The following is a 19,830-nucleotide window of genomic DNA, read 5'->3' as shown; positions in this document are numbered from 1 at the left end:
CGAGCGCGGAATGCGCGCGAGGGCGCTGCGGGGCTACTCGGGGTGATGCTGGCCGCCGATCGCGGCCCAGATCTCGTCGGCGGTTTCGCAGAACCGGAACAGTTCCACGTCGCGCGGATCGATCATCCCTTCGTCGACGAGAAACCCGAAATCGACCGCCGAGCGCCAGAACGCGCAGCCCACCAGCACGACGGGCAGCGACGCGATCTTGCGGGTTTGCAACAGCGTCAGCACTTCGAACAATTCGTCGCAGGTGCCGTAGCCGCCGGGGAAGAACACGGCGGCCTTCGCGCGCTCTAGCAGGTGCAGCTTGCGGATCGCGAAGTAGTGGAAGCGAAAGCACAGCTCGGGCGTCACGTAGGGATTCGGATGCTGCTCGCGCGGCAGCGCGATGTTGAGCCCGACGCTCGGCGCGCCCGCTTCGTGCGCGCCGCGATTGGCCGCCTCCATGATGCCCGGGCCGCCGCCCGTGATGATCGTGAGGCGCCGCGGATGCGGCGAGGGGCCGGTCTCGCCGACGAGCCGGCCGAGATCGCGCGCGACGCCGTAGTAATGGCTGCGCTCGAGCAGCCGCACCGCGACGCTGACCGCATGGCGCCGCTCGGGATCGTTCGGACGCTCGGCGAGCCCGCGCTGCGCGTCGGCGAGCCTCGCGCGCGCGACGGCGGGCGACACGATCCGCGTGCTGCCGTAGACGACGACCGTATCGCAGATGCCGAAGCGCTGCAGCGTTTCCTCGGTCTTCCAGTAATCGAGCTGCAAGCGCACGCCGCACATTTCGGGGCGTTGCAGGAACGCGAGATCCTCGTCGGCCTGCCGGTACGTCGGGCTCGATACGAGCCGCTCGACGGCGGCCGACAGCGGTGCGCGGTTCTTCGGCGCGATGCGCGCGCGACGCGGCGTCGCGCGCTTTCTGGCGACAGGCGCGGAGGCGGGCGTGGCGGCTTGCGCGCGGCGGCGCTTGACGCGTGGCGGAGGCGGTCGGTTCATCGCGCTGTCCGGATACGGAAGGTCGGGACGATGACCACGTTAAGCCGGATCGTTGCGCGCCGCTTGATCGCGGTCAACGTCGGCCGACAAAGCCGGGGCGACGATGCGCGGCTGTCCCGCGCCGCCGCGAAGTCGGCGCGCGCCTGCGTTGCAGCAGAGCGGCGCGCCCGGTATCGGACTCACGCTTGACGCATATCAAGCGACATCCGTCGGGGAGCCGGAAGATGCTAGTCAGGCGCCCCGAAGATGGACGCAATGCTTATCGCTCCGGCACGTCATCCCGCTTTGCCGCATGAGCGCCAGGGGAGAAAGGGCAATGGGAATTGGAATGCAGATCGCTTATTTCGGCTTCGCCGGATCGGCGCAGCTCGAAGCCGAGGCGAGCATCCAATTGATCCGACTGGAGCGATTCGGTGCGCGCCTCGCGGGCTGTCACCTCGCGATCGAGGCGCTCGGCGCCGGCACCGCGCACACGACGTACGACGTCCGTCTCGATCTGATCACGCGCGACTACGAATTGAAGCCGATTCCGCACATGACGGGCGCCGATCCGCTCGACGCGATCCAGCGGGCATTCGACGCAGCGGAACGCGAGCTTGCCGCGGCGTTCGCGTGATGGCCCGGCGACCTGACGCCCGGCAGCGGCCGCGCGGCGAAGCGGGCGGCGCGAATCCGACGGCGGATCGCGTGTTGCCGGCGATCCGATGATCCCGCTGCCCGGCGAATTGCCGAAACGATCGCCGGCCGGAATCGCGATTCCGTGACTCGACGAGCCAGCGCACCGGCGCGGCGGCGCCGTCCGCTCAGGACGTCTCTCGCCCCGTGAACAGTTCGTGCTCGGCGGGCGCGCCGGCTTCGTCGACGCACTGCACATGCCATTCGCCGACGACTGGCGCGCGATGCGCGTGCGGGTGCGGATACCAGCGCGCCGCGCCCGTCTCGCCCTCGAACGGGCCCTGCTTCGCGCCAAGGTCGAGACCTTCGAGCACGCACAGCGAATGCGCGTCGTCGGCGCCCGTCATGCGCGTCGCGCCGTCGCGGCAGACGATGTTGCCCCACGCAGGCAGTTCGACGCCCGCATGGCCTTCGCGCGACCACCTGCGCTTCGCCGTGTCGATCCACAGGATCGCGTAGGCGGCCGGATCGGTGGACGCGAACGTATCGAGATGAACGGTGATGCGCACGGTTCGCTCCTTGTCGAACGCGCGGCGATGCCGCGCTACTGACTCATGACCCATTGAATCAACGTATGCGCGTCTTCCTCCGACAGCGGGCCGTCGCGCTCGGGGGCGGTCGGCATCGGCGTATCGCCCCAGTGCGCGCGCCCGCCGCGGCGCAGCTTCTGCTCGAGCATCGCGGCGGCGTTCGGCACGTCGCGATAGCGTTCCGCGATCTGATGAAACGACGGCGCGAGAAACGGCATGTTCGGCGCGTGGCAGAACATGCAATGCTGCTGGTCGACGAGCGCGGTCGGCTCGCGCACCTGCGCGTCGGCGCCGCTCACCGCGCCGACGCAGACCGCGCTCAGCGTGCACGCCAGCGCAATATTCTGCAGACTGTTCGTCATGGCGTGCGCCTCGCTCGGGAGATCCGATTCCAGTCTAAGCAGCGGCGGGGAGCGGCGATTGACGCAGGTCAATGCAGTTCGGGTGAAATCGTCGCGGGCGGGCGCAGGCGCGACCCGGCGACGCTTGACGCAAGTCAAGCCGCGCCCGCGCCGCGGGGGTTCAATCGATGACGATGGGCCTACGCTGGAACCGTCGGATTCGATGACGGACAGGGAACACGCATCATGCGCCAGGACATGCTTTTCGATTCGCTGCTCGCCGCCGCGCGGCGTCGTTCGATCACGGAGGGAGAGCTGATGCACATGCTCGATGACGAAATCGCGCGCCTCGCGGACGGCGCGCGCGTTCACGACTATCTGCGCGTGATCGCGATCAGGCGCGTGCGCGAACGGATCGCGTCGCCCGCGCGCGCGGCGGACGACGCGCATGCGCGTCGTCCGGGAGCGCGTTGATGCGCGCGATGGTGTTCGACGGCGGCGCGCCGCGGCTGCGCGAAACCGAGCTGCCGGACCCTGTGCCGGCGGCGGGACAATTGTTGATCGACGTGCATGCGTGCGGCGTGTGCCGCACCGATCTGCACGTCGTCGACGGCGATCTGCGCGATCCGAAGCGGCCGGTGATTCCGGGGCACGAGATCGTCGGCACGGTCGCCACGCTCGGCGCGGGCGCGAAGGGCTTCGCGATCGGCGAGCGCGTCGGCGTGCCGTGGCTCGGCCGCACATGCGGCCACTGCGCGTATTGCGCGAGCGGCCGCGAGAACCTGTGCGATGCACCGGGCTTCACCGGCTACACGATCGACGGCGGCTACGCGCAGCGCACGGTCGCCGACGCGCGCTTCTGCGTGCACGTGCCGAGCCGCTACGACGATATCCATGCGGCGCCGCTGCTGTGCGCGGGCCTCATCGGCTACCGGACGCTGAAGATGGCGGGCTCCGCGCGGCGCATCGGCCTGTACGGCTTCGGCGCGGCCGCGCACCTCGTCGCGCAGGTCGCGCGCTTTCAGGGGCGCACCGTCTACGCGTTTACGCGCCCGGGCGACGCCGCCGCGCAGCAGCTCGCGCGCCGGCTCGGCGCCGCATGGGCGGGCGGCAGCGACGAAGCCGCGCCCGAGCGGCTCGACGCGGCGCTGATCTTCGCATCGGTCGGCGCGCTCGTGCCGGCCGCGCTCGCGGCGGTCGTAAAGGGCGGCATCGTCGTGTGCGGCGGGATTCACATGTCGGACATTCCGTCATTTTCGTACGACTTGTTGTGGGGCGAGCGGCGGATCGTGTCGGTCGCGAACCTGACGCGCGACGACGCGGCGGAATTCATGCGGATTGCGAACGACGTGCAGCTCGACGTGGAGGCGACGCCGTATCCGCTCGCGCAGGCGAACCAGGCGCTCGACGATCTGCGCGCCGGACGTCTGACGGGGGCGGCGGTGCTGACGATGCGCTGAGGCAGGGCGGCGCGCAACGCACCGCGTCAGCCGCCCGGAACGGACGCGCCTGCGGCGTGCGGGCGCGGCTGCGCGTCGAGATGCGGACATGCCGGCATGCCGAAACGTCGGCGCGTCCGCTCGGCGCCGCGCCGCCGCGCGCGATGCGTCACACGCGCGCGAGCCCCTGCGGATCGGTGATGCGGATCTGCTTGCCGCGCGGCGCGATCAGCTTGTCGCGCTGGAACTTCGACAGCATCCGGCTGACCGTCTCGAGCTTCATCCCGAGATAGCAGCCGATTTCCTCGCGCGTCATCCGCAGGTTGAACTCCGACGCGGAATAGCCGCGTTTCTGGAAACGCTCGGAGATGTTGAGCAGGAACGCGGCGACGCGCTGCTCGGCCGTCATCGTGCCGAGCAGCATCATCAGGCTCGATTCGCGGACGATTTCGCCGCTCATCAACTGATGCACGTGGTGCTGCATCGGCTTCACTTCGCGGCACACGGCCTCGAGCTGCGCGAACGGGATGATGCAGACGGTGCTGTCCTCGAGCGCGATCGCGTCGCTGTTGTGGCGGCCGCTGCACACGCCGTCGAGGCCGAGCGTCTCGCCGACGATCTGAAAGCCCGTCACCTGCTCGCGGCCGTCGCGGTGCATGACGACCGTCTTGAACGAGCCGGTGCGCACCGCATAGATGCTCTGGAACGTGTCGTGCGTGCGAAACAGTGCGTCGCCGCGCTTGACGTGGCGCGTCGTGCACACCATCGCGTCGAGCCTGGCCAATTCGCTCGGCGTGAGGCAGGCCGGCATGCACACGTTGCGTATCGCGCAGGTCGAGCAGCGGGTCGCCGGCAGCTTCGGCGCGTCGTCGGCCATGACGGGGTGCGGCAGGAACACCGGCCGCTGCGGCTCGGTGCAGGGCGCGGCTTCATTGACAGAGGCGGTTGGCATAATCGACTCCTTTCATGCGCGACGCCCGACTGGCACGATCAGGCGTGGCGTACACGTGGCGCGGCACGCGGTGCCGCTCTGCGCGACGGCGTCGACGAAGCGATCGACGCGCGCCGCGCGGCGTGCCGGACGGCGACTGCAAGCTGCCGGGGTGGTCGCCCGGGGCCAGGCTCGCACGTCGTCGTGCGCAATCCGCCATTTCGTTGCGATTGCCGAACCGGCCGACGCAAGCTGCCCGCTAAGAGCATAGACGACGAAACGCGGGTCGGAGCGATCCTCCACGGACTGCCCCTGTGATTGCCAGTATGGAACGCGGATTGCTGCATCGAAATTGGCAAACATTGAACTTGGCGTAAGCATCAGCGTAGCGCTGTAGGTCGTTTCCTACAGCATTGGCACGGAGTGTTGCTGTTTGTTCGTTTGACTCAGGTCAACGGATCGCGTGAGTGCGCGCTTACAGTAAAACGCGATAGCTTTGAGGGGTTTCACCTCGCGTCGCGGCGGCGGGCGAAGGCATGTCGCCGCACACGCGAATCGGCGCGCGCGTTCGCCGCGCGCCGCGAGTAACACATTTCTCAACCCATGCCCGGATGGCGACCGCGCGACCCCGTTTGCGGGGCGCGCGGCGTCGATGCCGCACCGGGCACCTCATCGGGAGGCCGTGATGGAAGCAAAACGCGTGGCGTTCGTGACGGGCGGTATGGGCGGATTGGGTGCGGCAATCAGCCGGAGGCTGCACGACGCCGGCATGGCTGTGGCGGTGTCGCATTCGGAGCACAACGATCATGTGTCGACGTGGCTGATGCACGAGCGCGATGCCGGACGCGATTTCAAGGCGTATGCGGTCGACGTCGCGGATTTCGAATCGTGCGAGCGGTGCGCGGAGAAGGTGCTCGCGGATTTCGGCAAGATCGACGTGCTGATCAACAATGCGGGGATCACGCGCGATGCGACGTTCGTGAAGATGACGAAGGGCGACTGGGACGCGGTGATGCGAACCGATCTCGACGCGATGTTCAATGTGACGAAACAGTTCATTGCGGGCATGGTCGAGCGGCGCTTCGGACGTATCGTCAACATCGGTTCGGTGAACGGCTCGCGCGGCGCATTCGGTCAGGCGAACTACGCATCGGCGAAGGCGGGCATTCACGGCTTCACGAAGACGCTCGCGCTCGAAACGGCGAAGCGCGGGATCACGGTCAACACGGTGTCGCCCGGCTATCTCGCGACCGCGATGGTCGAAGCGGTGCCGCAGGACGTGCTCGAAGCGAAGATCCTGCCGCAGATCCCGGTCGGCCGGCTCGGCCAGCCCGATGAAGTGGCCGCGTTCATCGCGTTCCTGTGCTCGGACGACGCGGCGTTCATCACCGGCGCCGATCTCGCGATCAACGGCGGGATGCACATGTCCTGACCAGAGTGCGCCGACGCCGTTCGCACGGCTTCGGCGCACTTCGGCGGTCGAGCGGTGCGCTTCGGCCGGACACGATGCGCGTGCGGCGGCCGGCGTCGCGCTGCCTTGTCGTGCGGCGCTTGCATCACATGACGAAAACGGCGCATGCCGCAATGTCCAGCCGATTCAGGCGATGCGTTCGGCGCAGCGAAGCCGCCGGACATCGGCGCATGCCCGGCGCTTCGCGCCTCTCGCCGGAATCATTTCGTGTGAGCAGGCCCATCCTCGAGCTCGACCGATTCGAGATACGACGGCACCTCGCAGCGCCAATGCAGGGTTTCCTCGATCCGCCGCCGCAGCGCGTCGGCCGCCGCGGGCTCGCCGTGCGTGACGAACGTGCGCGCGGGGGCGCTCGATTGCGCGCCGAGCCATCCGAGGATCTCGCCGTAGTCCGCGTGCGCGGACAGCGACGAGATCATCTCGACCTGCGCGCGCACGCGCACGTATTCGCCGTGAATCTTCAGCGTCGGCTCGTGCGCGGCGAGCGCCGCGCCGCGCGTGCCCGCCGCCTGATAGCCGACGAGCAGGATTGTGTTGCGGCTGTCGGGCGCGTAGCGCTCGAGATGGTGCAGCACGCGGCCGCCCGTCGCCATGCCGCTGCCCGCGATGATGACCATCGGCCCGTTGTGATCGGCGATCGCCTTCGATTGCTCGACCGTGCGCACCATCACCGCCGCTTGGCCGATCGCGTCCGCGTCGGACATCGTGAGCCGGTGATCGGAGAGCCGCCGCCGGTAGAGCTCGGTGACGCTCGTCGCCATCGGGCTGTCGAGAAAGACGGGTACGTGCGGCATCCTCCCCGTCTTCTTCAGTTGCGCGATGTAGTGGAGAATCTCCTGCGCGCGCCCGACCGTGAAGCACGGCATCACGACCACGCCGCCGCGCGCGAACGTCTTCGCGAATACGTCGGCGAGCTCGGTCTCGGGGTCGCTCGCGTCGTGCAGCCGGTCGCCGTACGTCGATTCGACGACGAGATAGTCCGCGTGAACGGGCGGCACGGGCGCGCGCATGATCGGATCGTGCGCGCGGCCGAGGTCGCCGGAGAACGCGAGCAGCGTGTGCCGCCAGCAGACGACGACGCTCGCCGCGCCGAGAATGTGGCCGGCGGGCAGCAGGCGGAAGTGCAGGCCGCCCGCGAGCGCCGTCGGCGCGTCGAAATCGCGCGGCGCGAGGCGCTCGAGCGCGCGCTGCGCGTCGTCGGCCGTATAGAGCGGCAACGCCGGATGGTGTTTCGAGTAGCCGTGACGATTCGCGAAATCGGCTTCTTCCTCGAGGAGCCGCGCGCTGTCCATCAGCATGATTTCGCTGAGCGCCGCGGTGCCGTGCGTGCAATAGACCGGCCCGCGGAAGCCCTCGCGCACGAGCACGGGCAGATAGCCGCTGTGATCGAGATGCGCGTGCGTGAGCACGACGGCGGCAATCGAGCCGGCGGGCACGGGCAGCGGGCTCCAGTTGCGCAGCCGCAGCTTCTTCGTGCCCTGGAACAGCCCGCAGTCGATCAGGACGCGTGTTCCGGCGTGCTCGAGCAGGTACTTCGAGCCCGTGACGGTTTCCGTCGCGCCGAGAAACGTCAGTTTCATGAGACCCCCTGAAAAGCGTGTGATGTCCGATGAGCCCATTGCACTACACGCGACGGGCTCATTGCTGACGTGGATCAACCTGCGAGGCGGAGCTTCCCGGGCGCGAGGCAACAAGGGGGAGAACCGGCAAAGGGGGGAACCGGCGAAGACACCGGCGCGCCGTTTGAAGGCCGCGCTCGGGCGTCGCCGCGTGCCGCGTGCGCCGGACGCTTGCGCGGGCGAGTAGGGGAAACTCCGCAGCGAAGAATGTGTTTTTTGCGCGAAGTCGTTCTTGCGCAGAGTTTGAACGTCTCCTATGATGACATCAATCAATGTAACGTTGATTGATGGTTTGATGTGATGGCGACCGCGCCCCTATTCCCAAATCGGCTCATCGGGGCGTTGCATCGAGTCGCACCGACGTCCCCTGACGGGACCAATGGAGACAAACACCGTGAATGCAATTGTTCGTCGCGATATCCGCTTCGCCCTGCCGCCCGGCCGCATCTGCGACTGGCACGCCGCCGGCGTGGGCGTGACGCACCTGTTCAACGCGCTGTCGCTGCTGTTCCCGGCGGGCGAGCGCTTCTTCATGGATTCGGTGCGCAACTATCGCGACCGGGTCGAGGAGCCTGGCCTGAAGCGCGACATCGCCGGCTTCATCGGCCAGGAAGCGATGCATACGCGCGAGCACGTCGAATTCAACGATCTGCTGCAGTCGGCGGGCCTGCCCGCGCACAAGCTCGACAAGCGCCTGTGGATGGTGCTCGGCTGGTTCAAGAAAGCGCTGCCGCACTCGATGCAGCTCGCGATCACGATGGCGCTCGAGCACTACACCGCGATGTTCACGGGCCTCGTGCTCGCGAACCGCATCACGTTGAGCGAAGTCGACGGCTATCGCCAGATGTGGATGTGGCACTCGATGGAGGAAACCGAGCACAAGGCGGTTGCATACGACGTGTGGCGCACCGTGATGAAGCCGAGCCTCGCGAGCTACCTGCTGCGCACGGGCGCGATGCTGCTCGTCACGGTCGTGTTCTGGGCGACGCTGTTCGACTTCAACACGCGCCTGTTGATCTCGCATCGCCGCCGCATCGGCAAGGGGCTCGGCATCGGCAAGCTGGTCAAGTATCTGTGGGGCCCGAAGAACGGCATCTTCGCGCTGATCGCGCGCGAATGGATCGACTACTTCCGCCCGGGCTTCCATCCGTGGGATCACGACAACAGCGCGCATCTGGAGCGCCTCGACGATCTGATCGCCGAGATCGACGCGAGCAATGCGCGTCAGGCGGCGAAGGCCGCGCCCCGCCGGGTGCCGCTGCATCCGGTGCCGCGGGCGGTGTAACGCAGGACAAGCAGGCAAATCAGGGAGAAGAGAAGGGCCGCTACGAGCGGCCCTTCCATTTTTTTCGGGGCGCCGCTGTGCCGGGGGAGCATGCTCGGCCGCCGTTCGTGTTCGTGCTTATCGCGTCGTCTCGCGGCGTTTTCGTGTTGCGAACCATTGCGCGCCGCAGCGAAGATCGGCCGATTTCGCATTCTTCATATTTTTCGATGCCGCGCTGCATCGGACGAGCGCCGGCCCACGATGCGCGCGGCGAGCCCCGAGCCGCCGTGCTCGGTGCGCAACCCATTGATCGGCAAAGCGTTTTTCCCGCGTCGATCTTGCGCGTCGCAGCACGTCATGTTGCAGGCGAGCTCTGATGAATCGGGTAGAATCCGCGCTGCGCAAAAAATGCGTGCGGCGCGGCGCGCCCGGTCGGCACCGGGCGGCGCGCCGCGGATCGTCCCGGGGACGCGCCGAATCCGGCGTCCTGCCCGGCGCGGCGTCGAACCGTCGCCCGCCGCTTTTGCCAGCCCGTTATGTCACCACACCCGAATTCCGACAGCTCAACCGCACAATCGAATCCTCCTCGGCTGCGCCGCAGCCTGAAAGCCCGCCACCTGACGATGATCGCGATCGGCGGCTCGATCGGCACGGGCCTGTTCGTCGCGTCCGGCGCGTCCATCTCGCAGGCGGGCCCCGGCGGCGCGATGCTCGCCTATCTGTTGATCGGCCTGATGGTTTACTGCCTGATGATGAGTCTCGGCGAGATGGCCGCGTTCATGCCGGTGTCGGGCTCGTTCGCGACGTACGGCGCGAAATACGTCGAGGAAGGCTTCGGCTTCGCGCTCGGCTGGAACTACTGGTACAACTGGGCGGTGACGATCGCGGTCGAGCTCGTCGCCGCGCAGCTCGTCATGCATTACTGGTTTCCGGACGTGCCGGGCGTCTGGTGGAGCGCCGCGTTCCTCGGCGTGATGTTCCTCCTCAACGTGCTGACCGTGCGCGGCTTCGGCGAAGCCGAATACTGGTTCGCGCTCATCAAGGTCGTGACCGTGCTCGCGTTCATCGGCGTTGGCCTGCTGATGATCTTCGGCATCCTGAAGGGCGGCCCGAGCAACGGCTGGAGCAACTTCACGATCGGCGACGCACCGTTCGCGGGCGGCCTGCCCGCGATGATGGGCGTCGCGATGATCGCCGGCTTCTCGTTCCAGGGCACCGAGCTGATCGGCGTGGCCGCCGGCGAATCGGAAAACCCGCGCACGACGATCCCGCGTGCGGTGCGTCAGGTGTTCTGGCGAATTCTGCTGTTCTACGTGCTCGCGATCTTCGTGATCGGCGTGCTGATTCCGTACACCGATCCGAACCTGCTGAAGAGCGACGTGACGGACGTCGGCGTGAGCCCGTTCACGCTCGTGTTCCGCCACGCGGGCCTCGCGCTCGCCGCCGGCGTGATGAACGCGGTGATCCTGACCGCCGTGCTGTCGGCGGGCAACTCGGGGATGTATGCGTCGACGCGGATGCTCTACAACCTCGCGACCGAGGGCCGCGCGCCGAAACTGTTCGCGAAGCTCTCGGCGGGCGGCGTGCCGCGCAACGCGCTGTATGCGACGACTGCCGTCGGCGCGCTGTGCTTCCTGTCGTCGCTGTACGGAGACAAGACGGTGTATCTGTGGCTGCTGAACACGTCGGGGATGACGGGCTTCATCGCGTGGCTCGGCATCGCGCTCAGCCACTACCGTTTCCGCAAGGGCTACGTGCGCCAGGGCTTCTCGGTCGGCCAACTGCCGTATCAGTCGAGCCTGTATCCGTACGGCCCGATCTTCGCGTTCGCCCTGTGCATCGTGATCGCGCTCGGCCAGGACTATCAGGCGTTCCTCGCGAACAGGATCGACTGGGTCGGCGTGCTCGCGACCTACGTCGGCATTCCGCTCTTCCTCGTCGTGTGGCTCGGCTATCGGCTCGTTCACAAGACGCGCTGGGTCCGCTACGAAGACATGGACATCGCGTCATGGGTGGCCGAGCACGAGCGCGCGGCGGCGCATGACGCGCGCGAAGCGGCGGCCATTCGCGTGCCGTCGAGTCCCGAGGCGGCGTCGTAACGCATCGCGTCCCGCAGCGCTCGTTCGTTTCGCTGCAAATTCGACAGGCGGCCGGCCCGGCATCGGGCGCGGCCGCTTTTTTATTTGAGTTGCCCGTCGTTTTTTCTTCTTGGCGCGTCGCGCCGCGTCGCGCCGCGCTGTGCGGCGCGCCCGCTTACGGCGCGGCGAACACGTCGGTGCGGTTCGCCGTGTTGCCCGAGTTCGTCTGCACGAAGAACGGCAGGAACGACGTGCCGCGCGTGTCGAGCCCCGCGTAATCGCCGATGAAGAAGCCTTCGGCGACAGGCGCGGTCCGCATGTCGAACGGGCCGGCGATCCGGCGCTCGGTGCCGAACGTGCGGCCGCCGTCGGCCGACAGCGTGCGCCAGTAGTTGGTCGGCAGCGTAGTCGTGTTGCCGGCCTGCAGATCGCGGAAGTCGTAATACGTGACCGCGACGACGCCCGCCGAATTCACCCGCACCGACGGATTGAACGCGGGCCGCCCGCTCGGCGTGTTCACGCGGATCGGCGCGCTCCACGTCGCGCCGCCGTCGGACGACGTCGACAGCGCGATCTCGTCGTACAGGCCGCCGTTGAAGCGCGAGTCCTGCCAGACGACGTACAGTTGGCCCGTCGCGGGATCGATCGCGGGCTCGGGGATGATGTCGCCCGTGCGAACCGGTTCGTTCGTATTCGGATCGGTGACGGACACCGTCTGCAGGCCGGACACGATTTGCGGCTTCGTCCAGGTCGCGCCGTCGTCGGTCGACTTGATGAACGCGACCTTGCCCGCGGCCGCGCTGAACGGCGGCTGGATCAGGTCGAAGAAATCGTATAGCGCGCCGCTGCGCGGATCGACGACGATCTGATTGCCGATCGTCTGCTGCCGCGACGGCACGTCGACGATCACGGCCGGCGCGCTCCACGTCTTGCCGCCGTCGGCCGTCTTCGAGAAGAACGTCGGCCCGCGATACGCGGCCGTGTGCAGGTTCGCGTGCGGATTGCCGGTCGGCTGCTCGAGCCGGTCCCACACCGCGTATGCGGTGCCCGCCTTCTTCGGATTCGCCGTCACCGATTCCTTGTCGTTGAAGAACTGCGTGGTCGGCTCGTTGTCGGCGATGAGCAGCGTCGGCGCGCTCCAGGTCTGGCCGCCGTCCGTCGAGACCGATGCCGCGACCGAGTTGCTGTTGTTCGACTGGTTGAACGAGATCGACACCGAGTACGCGGTGCCGTCGGGCCCGATCGACACCCACGGATCGGACGCGCGTTCGTATGCGAGGCCGCCCGCGCACGCGCTGAACGGCAGGTTCGTCCGTTTCCATGTGAGGCCGCCGTCGAACGAATAGCCGGCGACGAGGCCGTGCGCGCCGCCGTTCGACCAGCGGTCCTGCTGCCACGCGCCGATCACGTTGGACGGGTTCGCGGGATTCACCGCAACCCACGGCTCGACTTCCGCGTTCACATAGTTGGTGCCGGGGCCGCCGATCGTGCAACTGGCGAACGGACTCGGACCGGAGACGAGCACGGGCGCGCCGTGCGCGGCCGCGGCCATCGCAAGGGCCGCCGCGGCGGAGATTCCGGTGACAAACGAGACAGGCAAGGCAATGCGTCGCATGGACAACTCTCCTCGGTGAGCGGCGGCGGCGACTGCCGAACCAAAGCGGCGCGAGCGCGCGAGACGTCGCGTTCGTCGTCACGGGCCGCCCCCTTGGTCGGCGCGATCGAATGAGGTCGTCGACGCGCGCGGGGTGCCGCGCTCGCTTTCGCTTCGCCGTTATCGACTGTCGCCATCCGCCATCGCTGGGTTCCGCCAGCGCATCGGTACGACTCTCTCGTTTCTTGTTGCTGCCGTCATGCGGCGGTGCGCGACGGTCGGCCGCGCGCGCCGCGAAGTCACGGCGACGAATGCCTCGAAGTGGATTGCAATGTAGGCAACTTCGCGCGTGGCGACAGGAACTTTTTTGTAACAGAGCGTAGCGTCGGAAAGAGACGGAATTGGCTTAAGGATGCTGAAAGAATCGGGCGGAAGATTTGCCGATCGCGCGGGCTTTTCGTGCGCAAGGCGCGTAAGCGAAATGCCAATCGTTCTTCGTTTGGCTGGTGTTTCGAATGCGGCGGTGCATCGATGTTCCGGGCGGAGCACGCGTGTACGTCATCGAATCGTCGTTCGTTCGCGCTCGATTCGGATGCCGATGTATTGGGCGCGGCGCGCGTGACGCATGGCGAGCGCCGCGCGCGCGAACGCGGCGCTCGCCGCGTCAGTCAGGCGTGGCGATTCGCGCGCGCGTTGCGCCATCGCGCGAGCGGGCGCGTCGCGAACCAGTGCGTCGCGAGCACGAACGCGACGCCGATCAGGCCGCCGGCCAGTACGTTGACGACGCGCTCGGCGGCGATCGCCGCCGACTGCTGTGCGATCCACGATGCGCACGCGATGCACGCGCAGCGTGCGCTGAAGCCGGTCGCGTAATGGCGGAACGCGACGAGCGTGAGAACCGATGCGAGCGTCGCGAGCGTGTAGACGAGCGCGCCGTGCGGCAGTGCGTAGCCGGCCGCGAGACCGAGCGGCACGCCGACGAGTGCGCCGAGGCCGCGATCGCGCAGCTTCAGGCGCGCGGTGGCTGCATCGCCGGTGACGACGCTCGCGGCAGACCAGATCGCCCATTGCCCATTGTCGATGTGCAGCCATTCGACGAGCAGCGCGGCGACAGCCGCCGCGAGCGCGACCGCGACGATTGCCTGCGCCGCATCGCTCCATGCGGCGGGCCGGCCGAGATCGCGTGCGTCGCGCCAGCGCGCGAGCGCGTGCAGGCGCTGCGCCGCGGGCGCGCCGCGCAGCGCCTGCACGCAAGACAGCGCGACGGGCGGCAGCATCGCCGCGCACAGGTAGGGGACGAGCCGCGGCGCGCAATGCTGCGCGGCCGCGGCCTCGCAGGTCAGATACAGCGACGGGATGAAGACGAAGTTGCCGAGCGAGCGCAGCCGCGCGCCGAAGCGCGACAGCGCGACGGCCGCGGCCGCGAGCGCCGCGCAGCCGCCGACGAATGCCGGCCACGCGCTCAGTGCGTGCGACAGCGACAGGAAGCCGGCGATGATCGCCGCGCCTTGCGCGAGCGCGCCGAGCGGCGCAATGCCGACGCGCTCGACGGCGATCGCGATCGACACCGTCGCGATCGATGCGAGCAGCCAGCGCGCATCGTCCGTCGCGCCGTACAGCGCGATCGTCGGTGCGCAAACGATGAGCGTGCGGCCGAGCGTCGGCAAGTCGAATGCGTGGCCGATCCGGGCGGCGAGCGCGGCGCGGATCGCGCGGATCATGCGGGCCTCGCGCGAGCCGCGCTCACAGCGCCGCGAGATCGCCGACCGTGACGATCCGCGCGATGCCGCGCAGCGCGTCGATCGAGCGCTGATGCTCGTCTTCCGTCGCGGCCGCGCACGCGTCTTCCAGCACGAGCACTTCGTAGTCGCGATCGTGCGCGTCGCGAGCGGCGGCCTGCACGGCCCACGTCGTGCTGACGCCCGCGACGATCACGCGTTCGATCCGGCGCGCGCGCAACGCGGCTTCGAGGCGCGTTGCGTAGAACGCGCTCACGCGAGGCTTGACGACGACGAGCTGCACGGCGTCGGCGTCGAGATCCGGATGAAACGCCGTGCCGGGACCGCTCAGGTCCAGCGCGCCGAATTCCTTCGCGCGGCCGAACATCGGCGAATGCGCGGGCAAGTCCGCATAGCCCGGCTCGAAGCCGACCTTGACGCCGATCCGCAGCCAGTCCTTCTGCTTCGCGGCCGCGAGCGCGCGGTTGAAGCGGCCGACGACGTCGCGCTGCGCGGCGTGCGCTGCGCTGCGGGCGATCTTGCCGGTGGGGTGCATGATGTCGACGATGTAGTCGAGTCCGATCAAGGCAGTGTTCATCGTGAGCTCCTGGGTGAGGGGGCGGGCGGCGCGGCGCTGGCCGCTTCGTCGAATTGCGCGAGGCGCTCGAGCAGCGGGCCGGCGGCGGCGAGCACCTCGCGTTCGTCGGCGCAAAGGCATGCGTGCATCGCGCGAACGAGCCATTCCTCGCGCTTCGCGCGGTTGCCGTACAGCATTTGCTTGCCGCTCGCGCTCAGCGATACGCGGCTCTTGCGGCCGTCGGCGGGATCCGCGTGGCGCCGGATCAGGCCGCCGCTTTCGAGCTCGCGCAGCAGCGCGGCGAGATTCGACGAGCGCATCCGCTCGGCCGACGCGAGCTCGGACGGCGTGGGCTCGCCGCCGAGGCGATCGATCGCGCCGAGGACGACCAGTTGCGAGAACTGCACGGGATCGGCCTGCGCTTCGCGACGCAAACGCCGGGTGAGCGCGGTGACTTGGCCGCGCAGGCGGGAGGCTTGCTGGAGGTGCAGGGCGGTGATCATGTTGGCTACTTTAATATAGCTATATTTTTATAGCAATATGGAGCGGATTGGAGTGGATGGGATGTCGCGACGCAGGACGCGGCGCAATGCCGATGGCGGGCGCGGCCATCGAGGAGCAGGCGCTGCTGACAGGGATGACGTTGATCGGATCGGTCGTGACGCTCGGCGCGTGGGCCGGCCGCAATCCAGTCCTTTGGCCGTGCTGAACGCCGCCGCTCACGTCGCGCGGTTGCGTCGTCGCGATCCCGATTACCGGCTTCCCGAGCCCGCGCGCGACGCTCAGCCCTGATCGCCGCCGCCGACGGGCAGCACCGAGCCGGTGATGTACGACGCCTCATCCGATGCGAGAAACAGGATCGCGGCGACCTGCTCGTCGATCGTGCCGTAGCGATGCATCAGGCTCGACGACAGCGTCTGGTCGACGATCGCGCGATACCAGCGCGCATCGTCGCCGCCCGGCGGTTCCGTGTTGCGCGGCACCTTGCGCGGCGGCGCGTCGGTGCCGCCCGCGGCGACCGCGTTCACGCGAATGCCGTGCGCCGCGTGCTCGAACGCGAGGCTCGCGGTCAACGCGTTGACGCCGCCTTTCGCGGCCGCGTACGGCACGCGATGAACGCTGCGCGTCGCGATCGACGACACGTTGACGATCGCGCCGCCGCCGCGCGCGATCATGCCGGGCAGCACTGCGCGGCAACACCACAGCGTCGGGAACAGCGAGCGGCGAATTTCCGCCTCGATCTGCGCGATTTCGTAGCGGTCGAACGGTTTCGTCCAGATCGTGCCGCCGACGTTGTTGACGAGCACGTCGATCGAGCCGAATGCGTCGACGGCCGCGCGCGCCATCGCTTCGGCGCCCGCGTACGTTTCGAGATCGGCGACGACGGCGAGCGCGCGGCCGCCTGCGCAGACGATGTCGGCCGCGACGTCGTGGACAAGATCCGCGCGATCGACGAGCACCGCCGTCGCGCCTTCGCGCGCCGCGCGCAGCGCGACGCCGCGGCCGATGCCTTGCGCGGCGCCCGTGACGATCGTCACTTTGCCGTCGAAGCGGCCGGGTGCGTGGCGAGTGTTCATGACGCGCCGCTCGACGAGAATTTTTCGAAGTACAGATTGGCCGGCGTGACGCCGCGCTCGCGCAGCCACGTCTGCACAGCGTCGACCATCGGCGCGGGGCCGCACAGATAGATGTCGACGTCGCCGTCGTTCAGCCATTCGGGCTCGACGTGCGCGGTCACGTAGCCCTTGCGCGGGTGCGCGCTCGCGTCGTCCGCGACGCAGGTCCGGTATGCGAAGCCGGCGAGGCGACGCTCGACGTCGCCGAGGCGCTCGAGCGCGACGAGATCGTCGTCGCGCGTGACGCCGTAGACGAGCCGCACGGGCGGCGCGCCGTCGCGCGACGCGCAGACGTCGAGCATCGACAGGAACGGCGCGACGCCGGTGCCGCCCGCAAGAAAGAGCGCGGGCCGCGCGGCGTCGCGCAGGTAGAAGCTGCCGTGCGGGCCGGAGAACGCGATCCGCTGGCCGGGCGCGGCCTCGCCGGCGAGGTAGCGGCTCATCCGCCCGCCCGGCACGTTGCGCACGAGAAACGACACGCGCGCGTCGCCCGGCCGCGAACTGAACGAGTACGAGCGTGTCGCGCCCACGCCGGGAATCTCGACGTTCACGTACTGCCCGGCGAGAAACGCGAGCTTCGCGGGCTCGTCGACGTCGATCGAAAAATGAATCGTGGACGCGGACAGCCGCTCGACCGACGCGAGCGTGCCCTCGTGGCGCGCGGCGCCCGTCTTGCACGCGGCGGACGACGCGGGCACGTCGATCACGCAATCGCTGCGCGGGCGCGTCTGGCATGCGAGCACATAGCGTTGCGCGGCTTCGTCGGCCGTCAGCGCGTCTTCGATGTAGCTCGCTTCGGGCAGGTCGTAGTCGCCCGATTCGCACCGGCAGCGGCAGGTGCCGCACGCGCCGTCGCGGCAATCGAGCGGGATGTTGATCTGCTGGCGATAGGCGGCGTCGGCAAGCGTTTCGCCGTCGCGGCACGCGATGAAGCGGGTGACGCCGTCTTCGAAGTGCAGGGCGATGCGGTGTTCCATGATGCGTTCCTCGGGCGCGGCGCGGCGCGCGCCGCGCGGCCAGCTAGATGTGATAGATGTCGATCAACTGGTTGATGTAGTCGTTCTTCAGGACGACGTACTTGCTGACGATCTTCGGCGCGCCACCGGAGAAATCGATCGCGTAGCGCGACATGCCGAAGTAGCTCGACACCGTCTTGTAGCGATAGCTGAGCGTGTGCCAGTTGAACCGCACGACGTGCACGTCGCCATCGGCGCTCTCGTGCTCGACGTTCGCGAGGTTGTGGCTCGTGCGCGTATCGGGCATCGTCGCGCTCGAGCGCTCGGTCTTGATGCGGAACACGCGATCCTCGAGCCCCTGCCGGTTCGGGTAGTAGATCAGCGAGATCTCGCGCTGCGGATCGGTGACGAGCGCGTCCGCGTCGTCCCACGACGGCATCCAGAACACGGCGCGCGGGTGATAGCAGTCGAGCCACGCGTCCCATGCCTTGTCATCGAGCAGCCGGCTTTCGCGATAGAGGAACGCCTGGATGCGGGCGATGTCGATTGTGCTCATGCGCGGCTCCTTTCGGCGGCGAGCGCCTGCTTCATCGTCGCGATCCAGTAGCGGTGCTGGACCGTATACAGCCCCTCGTCCTCGGTCTTCACGCCGCTCATCAGCGGCCGGATGCCGATCCTGCGCGCCGCTTCGTCGGGGCCTTCGATCCAGTGCGCCGCGCCGCGGCACATGTCGTTCCATTCGACCGCGCGGCCCGCGTAGCCCTGCTGGCACGCGCGGAATTCCTCGAGATCGTCGGGCGTCGCCATCCCGCTCGCGTTGAAGAAATCCTCGTATTGGCGGATGCGTCGCGCGCGCGCGTCGGGCGCTTCGCCCTTCGGCGCGATGCAGTGGATCGTGACCTCGGTGCGATCGACGGCGAGCGGCCGCAGCACGCGGATCTGCGAGCCGAACTGGTCCATCAGGTAGACGTTCGGGTACAGGCACAGGTTGCGCGAGTTCCGGATCATCCAGTCGGCGACATCGCTGCCGCAGCGCGCGGCGAATTCTTCGCGGCGATCGAAGTTCGGCCGGTCCTCGGGGTTCGCCCAGCGCGTCCACAGCAGCATGTGGCCGTGATCGAACGCATAGAAGCCGCCGCCCTGGCGGCCCCAGTTGCCCGCGTCCATCGCGCGGATCGTGTCTTCGTGCTGCGTGTCCGTCTTGCGATGATTGACGGTCGCCGCGTAATTCCAGTGAACGGCCGACACGTGGTAGCCGTCCGCGCCGTTTTCGGCGGTGAGTTTCCAGTTGCCTTCGTACGTGTACGTCGACGAGCCGCGCAGCACTTCGAGGCCGTCCGCCGACTGGTCGACGATCATGTCGATGATGCGCGCGGCGTCGCCGAGATACGCGGCGAGCGGCCCGACGTCCGGATTCAGGCTGCCGAACAGGAAGCCGCGATAGTTCTCGAAGCGCGCGATCTTCTTCAGATCGTGCGAGCCGTCGCGATTGAAGCAGTCAGGGTAGCCGGCTCCTTCGGGGTCCTTCACTTTGAGCAGCTTGCCGCTGTTGCTGAACGTCCAGCCGTGGAACGGGCACGTGTAGCTCGCGCGATTGCCGCGCTTGTGCCTGCACAGCATCGCGCCGCGATGCGTGCATGCGTTGACGAACGCGTTCAGCTCGCCCTGGCGATTGCGCGCGATCACGACCGGCTGGCGGCCGAGCGTGGTCGTGTAGTAATCGTTCGCGTTCGGGATCTGGCTCTCGTGCGCGAGATAGATCCAGTTGCCTTCGAAGATGTGCTTCATCTCGAGCTCGAACAGCATTTCGTCGGTGAACGCGCTGCGGTGCAGCCGGTAGTCGCCGCGCGCCTTGTCTTCGACGAGGAAATCGTCGATGCATCGCAGCGTCGGGTGACGATCCGGATAGATCGGGATCATGGGCATCTCCTGATGGGCTCTGATCGGGACCGGCGCGCGCCGTGCGGAAAACCCCGGGTGAACCTACGATGCTTCGCAGGTATAGTGCTCGACGACAACGCGGTCAGATTG

Annotated in this window: 19 protein-coding genes and 2 pseudogenes; 7 read left to right on the top strand and 14 right to left on the bottom strand. The window is 68.1% G+C overall.

What is annotated here, in order from left to right:
• Positions 1-33: 33 nt before the first annotated feature.
• Positions 34-990, bottom strand: coding sequence for a TIGR00730 family Rossman fold protein (locus tag WT16_RS22185; protein ID WP_063534223.1), 957 nt, complete (start codon positions 988-990; stop codon positions 34-36).
• A 328-nt stretch (positions 991-1,318) separates the two neighbouring features.
• Here WT16_RS22185 and WT16_RS22180 point away from each other — a divergent pair, with 328 nt between their 5' ends.
• Positions 1,319-1,606 (top strand): hypothetical protein, encoded by a 288-nt coding sequence (locus tag WT16_RS22180; RefSeq protein ID WP_006028044.1) that lies wholly within the window; start codon positions 1,319-1,321, stop codon positions 1,604-1,606.
• 187 nt (positions 1,607-1,793) lie between these two features.
• Here WT16_RS22180 and WT16_RS22175 read toward each other — a convergent pair whose 3' ends face one another.
• Positions 1,794-2,228, bottom strand: coding sequence for a DUF3564 domain-containing protein (locus tag WT16_RS22175; RefSeq protein ID WP_063534222.1), 435 nt, complete (start codon positions 2,226-2,228; stop codon positions 1,794-1,796).
• A complete protein-coding gene (locus WT16_RS22170) occupies positions 2,210-2,557 on the bottom strand; it encodes a c-type cytochrome (protein WP_063534221.1) in 348 nt (115 codons plus the stop codon). The genes WT16_RS22175 and WT16_RS22170 overlap by 19 nt, the downstream gene beginning before the upstream one ends.
• A 225-nt stretch (positions 2,558-2,782) precedes the next feature.
• Here WT16_RS22170 and WT16_RS22165 point away from each other — a divergent pair, with 225 nt between their 5' ends.
• Positions 2,783-3,010 (top strand): DUF3562 domain-containing protein, encoded by a 228-nt coding sequence (locus WT16_RS22165; protein WP_015603168.1) that lies wholly within the window; start codon positions 2,783-2,785, stop codon positions 3,008-3,010.
• Positions 3,010-3,996, top strand: a complete 987-nt coding sequence (locus WT16_RS22160; RefSeq protein WP_063534220.1) for a zinc-dependent alcohol dehydrogenase family protein — start codon at positions 3,010-3,012, stop codon at positions 3,994-3,996. Before WT16_RS22165 ends, WT16_RS22160 begins: the two co-directional genes overlap by 1 nt.
• Positions 3,997-4,144: 148 nt before the next feature.
• Here WT16_RS22160 and WT16_RS22155 read toward each other — a convergent pair whose 3' ends face one another.
• Positions 4,145-4,927, bottom strand: a complete 783-nt coding sequence (locus WT16_RS22155; RefSeq protein ID WP_015603434.1) for a helix-turn-helix domain-containing protein — start codon at positions 4,925-4,927, stop codon at positions 4,145-4,147.
• A 664-nt stretch (positions 4,928-5,591) separates the two neighbouring features.
• Between WT16_RS22155 and WT16_RS22150 the strand changes: the two genes are divergently transcribed.
• Positions 5,592-6,338, top strand: a complete 747-nt coding sequence (locus tag WT16_RS22150) for a beta-ketoacyl-ACP reductase (protein ID WP_006028038.1) — start codon at positions 5,592-5,594, stop codon at positions 6,336-6,338.
• A gap of 239 nt (positions 6,339-6,577) precedes the next feature.
• On the opposite strand, the gene WT16_RS22145 is transcribed toward WT16_RS22150, so the two are convergent.
• Entirely contained in the window at positions 6,578-7,957 is a 1,380-nt protein-coding gene (locus WT16_RS22145; RefSeq protein WP_006028037.1) for an MBL fold metallo-hydrolase, read from the bottom strand.
• A 433-nt stretch (positions 7,958-8,390) separates the two neighbouring features.
• Between WT16_RS22145 and WT16_RS22140 the strand changes: the two genes are divergently transcribed.
• Positions 8,391-9,281, top strand: coding sequence for a metal-dependent hydrolase (locus WT16_RS22140; RefSeq protein ID WP_082875069.1), 891 nt, complete (start codon positions 8,391-8,393; stop codon positions 9,279-9,281).
• Between the two features lie 117 nt (positions 9,282-9,398).
• Here the strand turns inward: WT16_RS22140 and WT16_RS35105 are convergent.
• A pseudogene (locus WT16_RS35105) lies at positions 9,399-9,619 on the bottom strand (hypothetical protein).
• Between the two features lie 177 nt (positions 9,620-9,796).
• Here WT16_RS35105 and WT16_RS22135 point away from each other — a divergent pair.
• On the top strand, positions 9,797-11,359 hold the full coding sequence (locus tag WT16_RS22135) for an amino acid permease (RefSeq protein ID WP_041862022.1): 1,563 nt from the start codon (positions 9,797-9,799) through the stop codon (positions 11,357-11,359).
• Positions 11,360-11,513: 154 nt separating this feature from the next.
• Here WT16_RS22135 and WT16_RS22130 read toward each other — a convergent pair whose 3' ends face one another.
• The 4 genes from WT16_RS22130 to WT16_RS22115 form a co-directional block, all read right to left on the bottom strand.
• A complete protein-coding gene (locus WT16_RS22130) occupies positions 11,514-12,953 on the bottom strand; it encodes a sialidase family protein (protein WP_063534218.1) in 1,440 nt (479 codons plus the stop codon).
• Positions 12,954-13,600: 647 nt separating this feature from the next.
• Complete coding sequence (locus WT16_RS22125) at positions 13,601-14,653, bottom strand: FUSC family protein (protein WP_063534217.1); 1,053 nt, start codon at positions 14,651-14,653, stop codon at positions 13,601-13,603.
• A gap of 22 nt (positions 14,654-14,675) precedes the next feature.
• Positions 14,676-15,248, bottom strand: coding sequence for an isochorismatase family cysteine hydrolase (locus WT16_RS22120; protein ID WP_009915799.1), 573 nt, complete (start codon positions 15,246-15,248; stop codon positions 14,676-14,678).
• A complete protein-coding gene (locus WT16_RS22115) occupies positions 15,245-15,730 on the bottom strand; it encodes a MarR family transcriptional regulator (RefSeq protein ID WP_009915797.1) in 486 nt (161 codons plus the stop codon). Before WT16_RS22115 ends, WT16_RS22120 begins: the two co-directional genes overlap by 4 nt.
• Positions 15,731-15,822: 92 nt before the next feature.
• Here WT16_RS22115 and WT16_RS34555 point away from each other — a divergent pair.
• Positions 15,823-15,947, top strand: a pseudogene (locus WT16_RS34555) (alpha/beta hydrolase); the annotation flags it as partial.
• A 62-nt stretch (positions 15,948-16,009) separates the two neighbouring features.
• Here WT16_RS34555 and WT16_RS22110 read toward each other — a convergent pair.
• The 4 genes from WT16_RS22110 to benA are packed head-to-tail and all read right to left on the bottom strand — an operon-like array spanning position 16,010 to position 19,719.
• Positions 16,010-16,804, bottom strand: coding sequence for a 1,6-dihydroxycyclohexa-2,4-diene-1-carboxylate dehydrogenase (locus WT16_RS22110; protein WP_006028030.1), 795 nt, complete (start codon positions 16,802-16,804; stop codon positions 16,010-16,012).
• On the bottom strand, positions 16,801-17,820 hold the full coding sequence (gene benC, locus WT16_RS22105; RefSeq protein WP_063534216.1) for a benzoate 1,2-dioxygenase electron transfer component BenC: 1,020 nt from the start codon (positions 17,818-17,820) through the stop codon (positions 16,801-16,803). Before benC ends, WT16_RS22110 begins: the two co-directional genes overlap by 4 nt.
• Positions 17,821-17,863: 43 nt before the next feature.
• Positions 17,864-18,355: a benzoate 1,2-dioxygenase small subunit gene (gene benB / locus WT16_RS22100; protein WP_059930696.1), complete on the bottom strand. Its 492-nt coding sequence runs from the start codon at positions 18,353-18,355 to the stop codon at positions 17,864-17,866.
• On the bottom strand, positions 18,352-19,719 hold the full coding sequence (benA, locus tag WT16_RS22095) for a benzoate 1,2-dioxygenase large subunit (RefSeq protein ID WP_063534215.1): 1,368 nt from the start codon (positions 19,717-19,719) through the stop codon (positions 18,352-18,354). The genes benB and benA overlap by 4 nt, the downstream gene beginning before the upstream one ends.
• Between the last annotated feature and the right edge of the window lie 111 nt (positions 19,720-19,830).

This window comes from Burkholderia sp. MSMB1589WGS (assembly GCF_001636105.1).
Taxonomy (GTDB): domain Bacteria; phylum Pseudomonadota; class Gammaproteobacteria; order Burkholderiales; family Burkholderiaceae; genus Burkholderia; species Burkholderia humptydooensis.
Note: the sequence above shows the minus strand (reverse complement) of the source record. Positions and strands in the feature narration are given on the sequence as shown.

Excerpts from the sequence above, each read along its gene's own strand:
- WT16_RS22180 (WP_006028044.1), top strand. The coding sequence starts at position 1,319 with ATGCAGATCGCTTATTTCGGCTTCGCCGGATCGGCGCAGCTCGAAGCC.
- WT16_RS22145 (WP_006028037.1), bottom strand. The coding sequence starts at position 7,957 with ATGAAACTGACGTTTCTCGGCGCGACGGAAACCGTCACGGGCTCGAAG.
- WT16_RS22160 (WP_063534220.1), top strand. The coding sequence starts at position 3,010 with ATGCGCGCGATGGTGTTCGACGGCGGCGCGCCGCGGCTGCGCGAAACC.
- WT16_RS22110 (WP_006028030.1), bottom strand. The coding sequence starts at position 16,804 with ATGAACACTCGCCACGCACCCGGCCGCTTCGACGGCAAAGTGACGATC.
- WT16_RS22165 (WP_015603168.1), top strand. The coding sequence starts at position 2,783 with ATGCGCCAGGACATGCTTTTCGATTCGCTGCTCGCCGCCGCGCGGCGT.
- WT16_RS22135 (WP_041862022.1), top strand. The coding sequence starts at position 9,797 with ATGTCACCACACCCGAATTCCGACAGCTCAACCGCACAATCGAATCCT.
- WT16_RS22130 (WP_063534218.1), bottom strand. The coding sequence starts at position 12,953 with ATGCGACGCATTGCCTTGCCTGTCTCGTTTGTCACCGGAATCTCCGCC.
- benC (WP_063534216.1), bottom strand. The coding sequence starts at position 17,820 with ATGGAACACCGCATCGCCCTGCACTTCGAAGACGGCGTCACCCGCTTC.
- WT16_RS22115 (WP_009915797.1), bottom strand. The coding sequence starts at position 15,730 with ATGATCACCGCCCTGCACCTCCAGCAAGCCTCCCGCCTGCGCGGCCAA.
- WT16_RS22150 (WP_006028038.1), top strand. The coding sequence starts at position 5,592 with ATGGAAGCAAAACGCGTGGCGTTCGTGACGGGCGGTATGGGCGGATTG.
- WT16_RS22155 (WP_015603434.1), bottom strand. The coding sequence starts at position 4,927 with ATGCCAACCGCCTCTGTCAATGAAGCCGCGCCCTGCACCGAGCCGCAG.
- WT16_RS22125 (WP_063534217.1), bottom strand. The coding sequence starts at position 14,653 with ATGATCCGCGCGATCCGCGCCGCGCTCGCCGCCCGGATCGGCCACGCA.
- benA (WP_063534215.1), bottom strand. The coding sequence starts at position 19,719 with ATGATCCCGATCTATCCGGATCGTCACCCGACGCTGCGATGCATCGAC.
- benB (WP_059930696.1), bottom strand. The coding sequence starts at position 18,355 with ATGAGCACAATCGACATCGCCCGCATCCAGGCGTTCCTCTATCGCGAA.
- WT16_RS22185 (WP_063534223.1), bottom strand. The coding sequence starts at position 990 with ATGAACCGACCGCCTCCGCCACGCGTCAAGCGCCGCCGCGCGCAAGCC.
- WT16_RS22175 (WP_063534222.1), bottom strand. The coding sequence starts at position 2,228 with ATGGGTCATGAGTCAGTAGCGCGGCATCGCCGCGCGTTCGACAAGGAG.
- WT16_RS22170 (WP_063534221.1), bottom strand. The coding sequence starts at position 2,557 with ATGACGAACAGTCTGCAGAATATTGCGCTGGCGTGCACGCTGAGCGCG.
- WT16_RS22120 (WP_009915799.1), bottom strand. The coding sequence starts at position 15,248 with ATGAACACTGCCTTGATCGGACTCGACTACATCGTCGACATCATGCAC.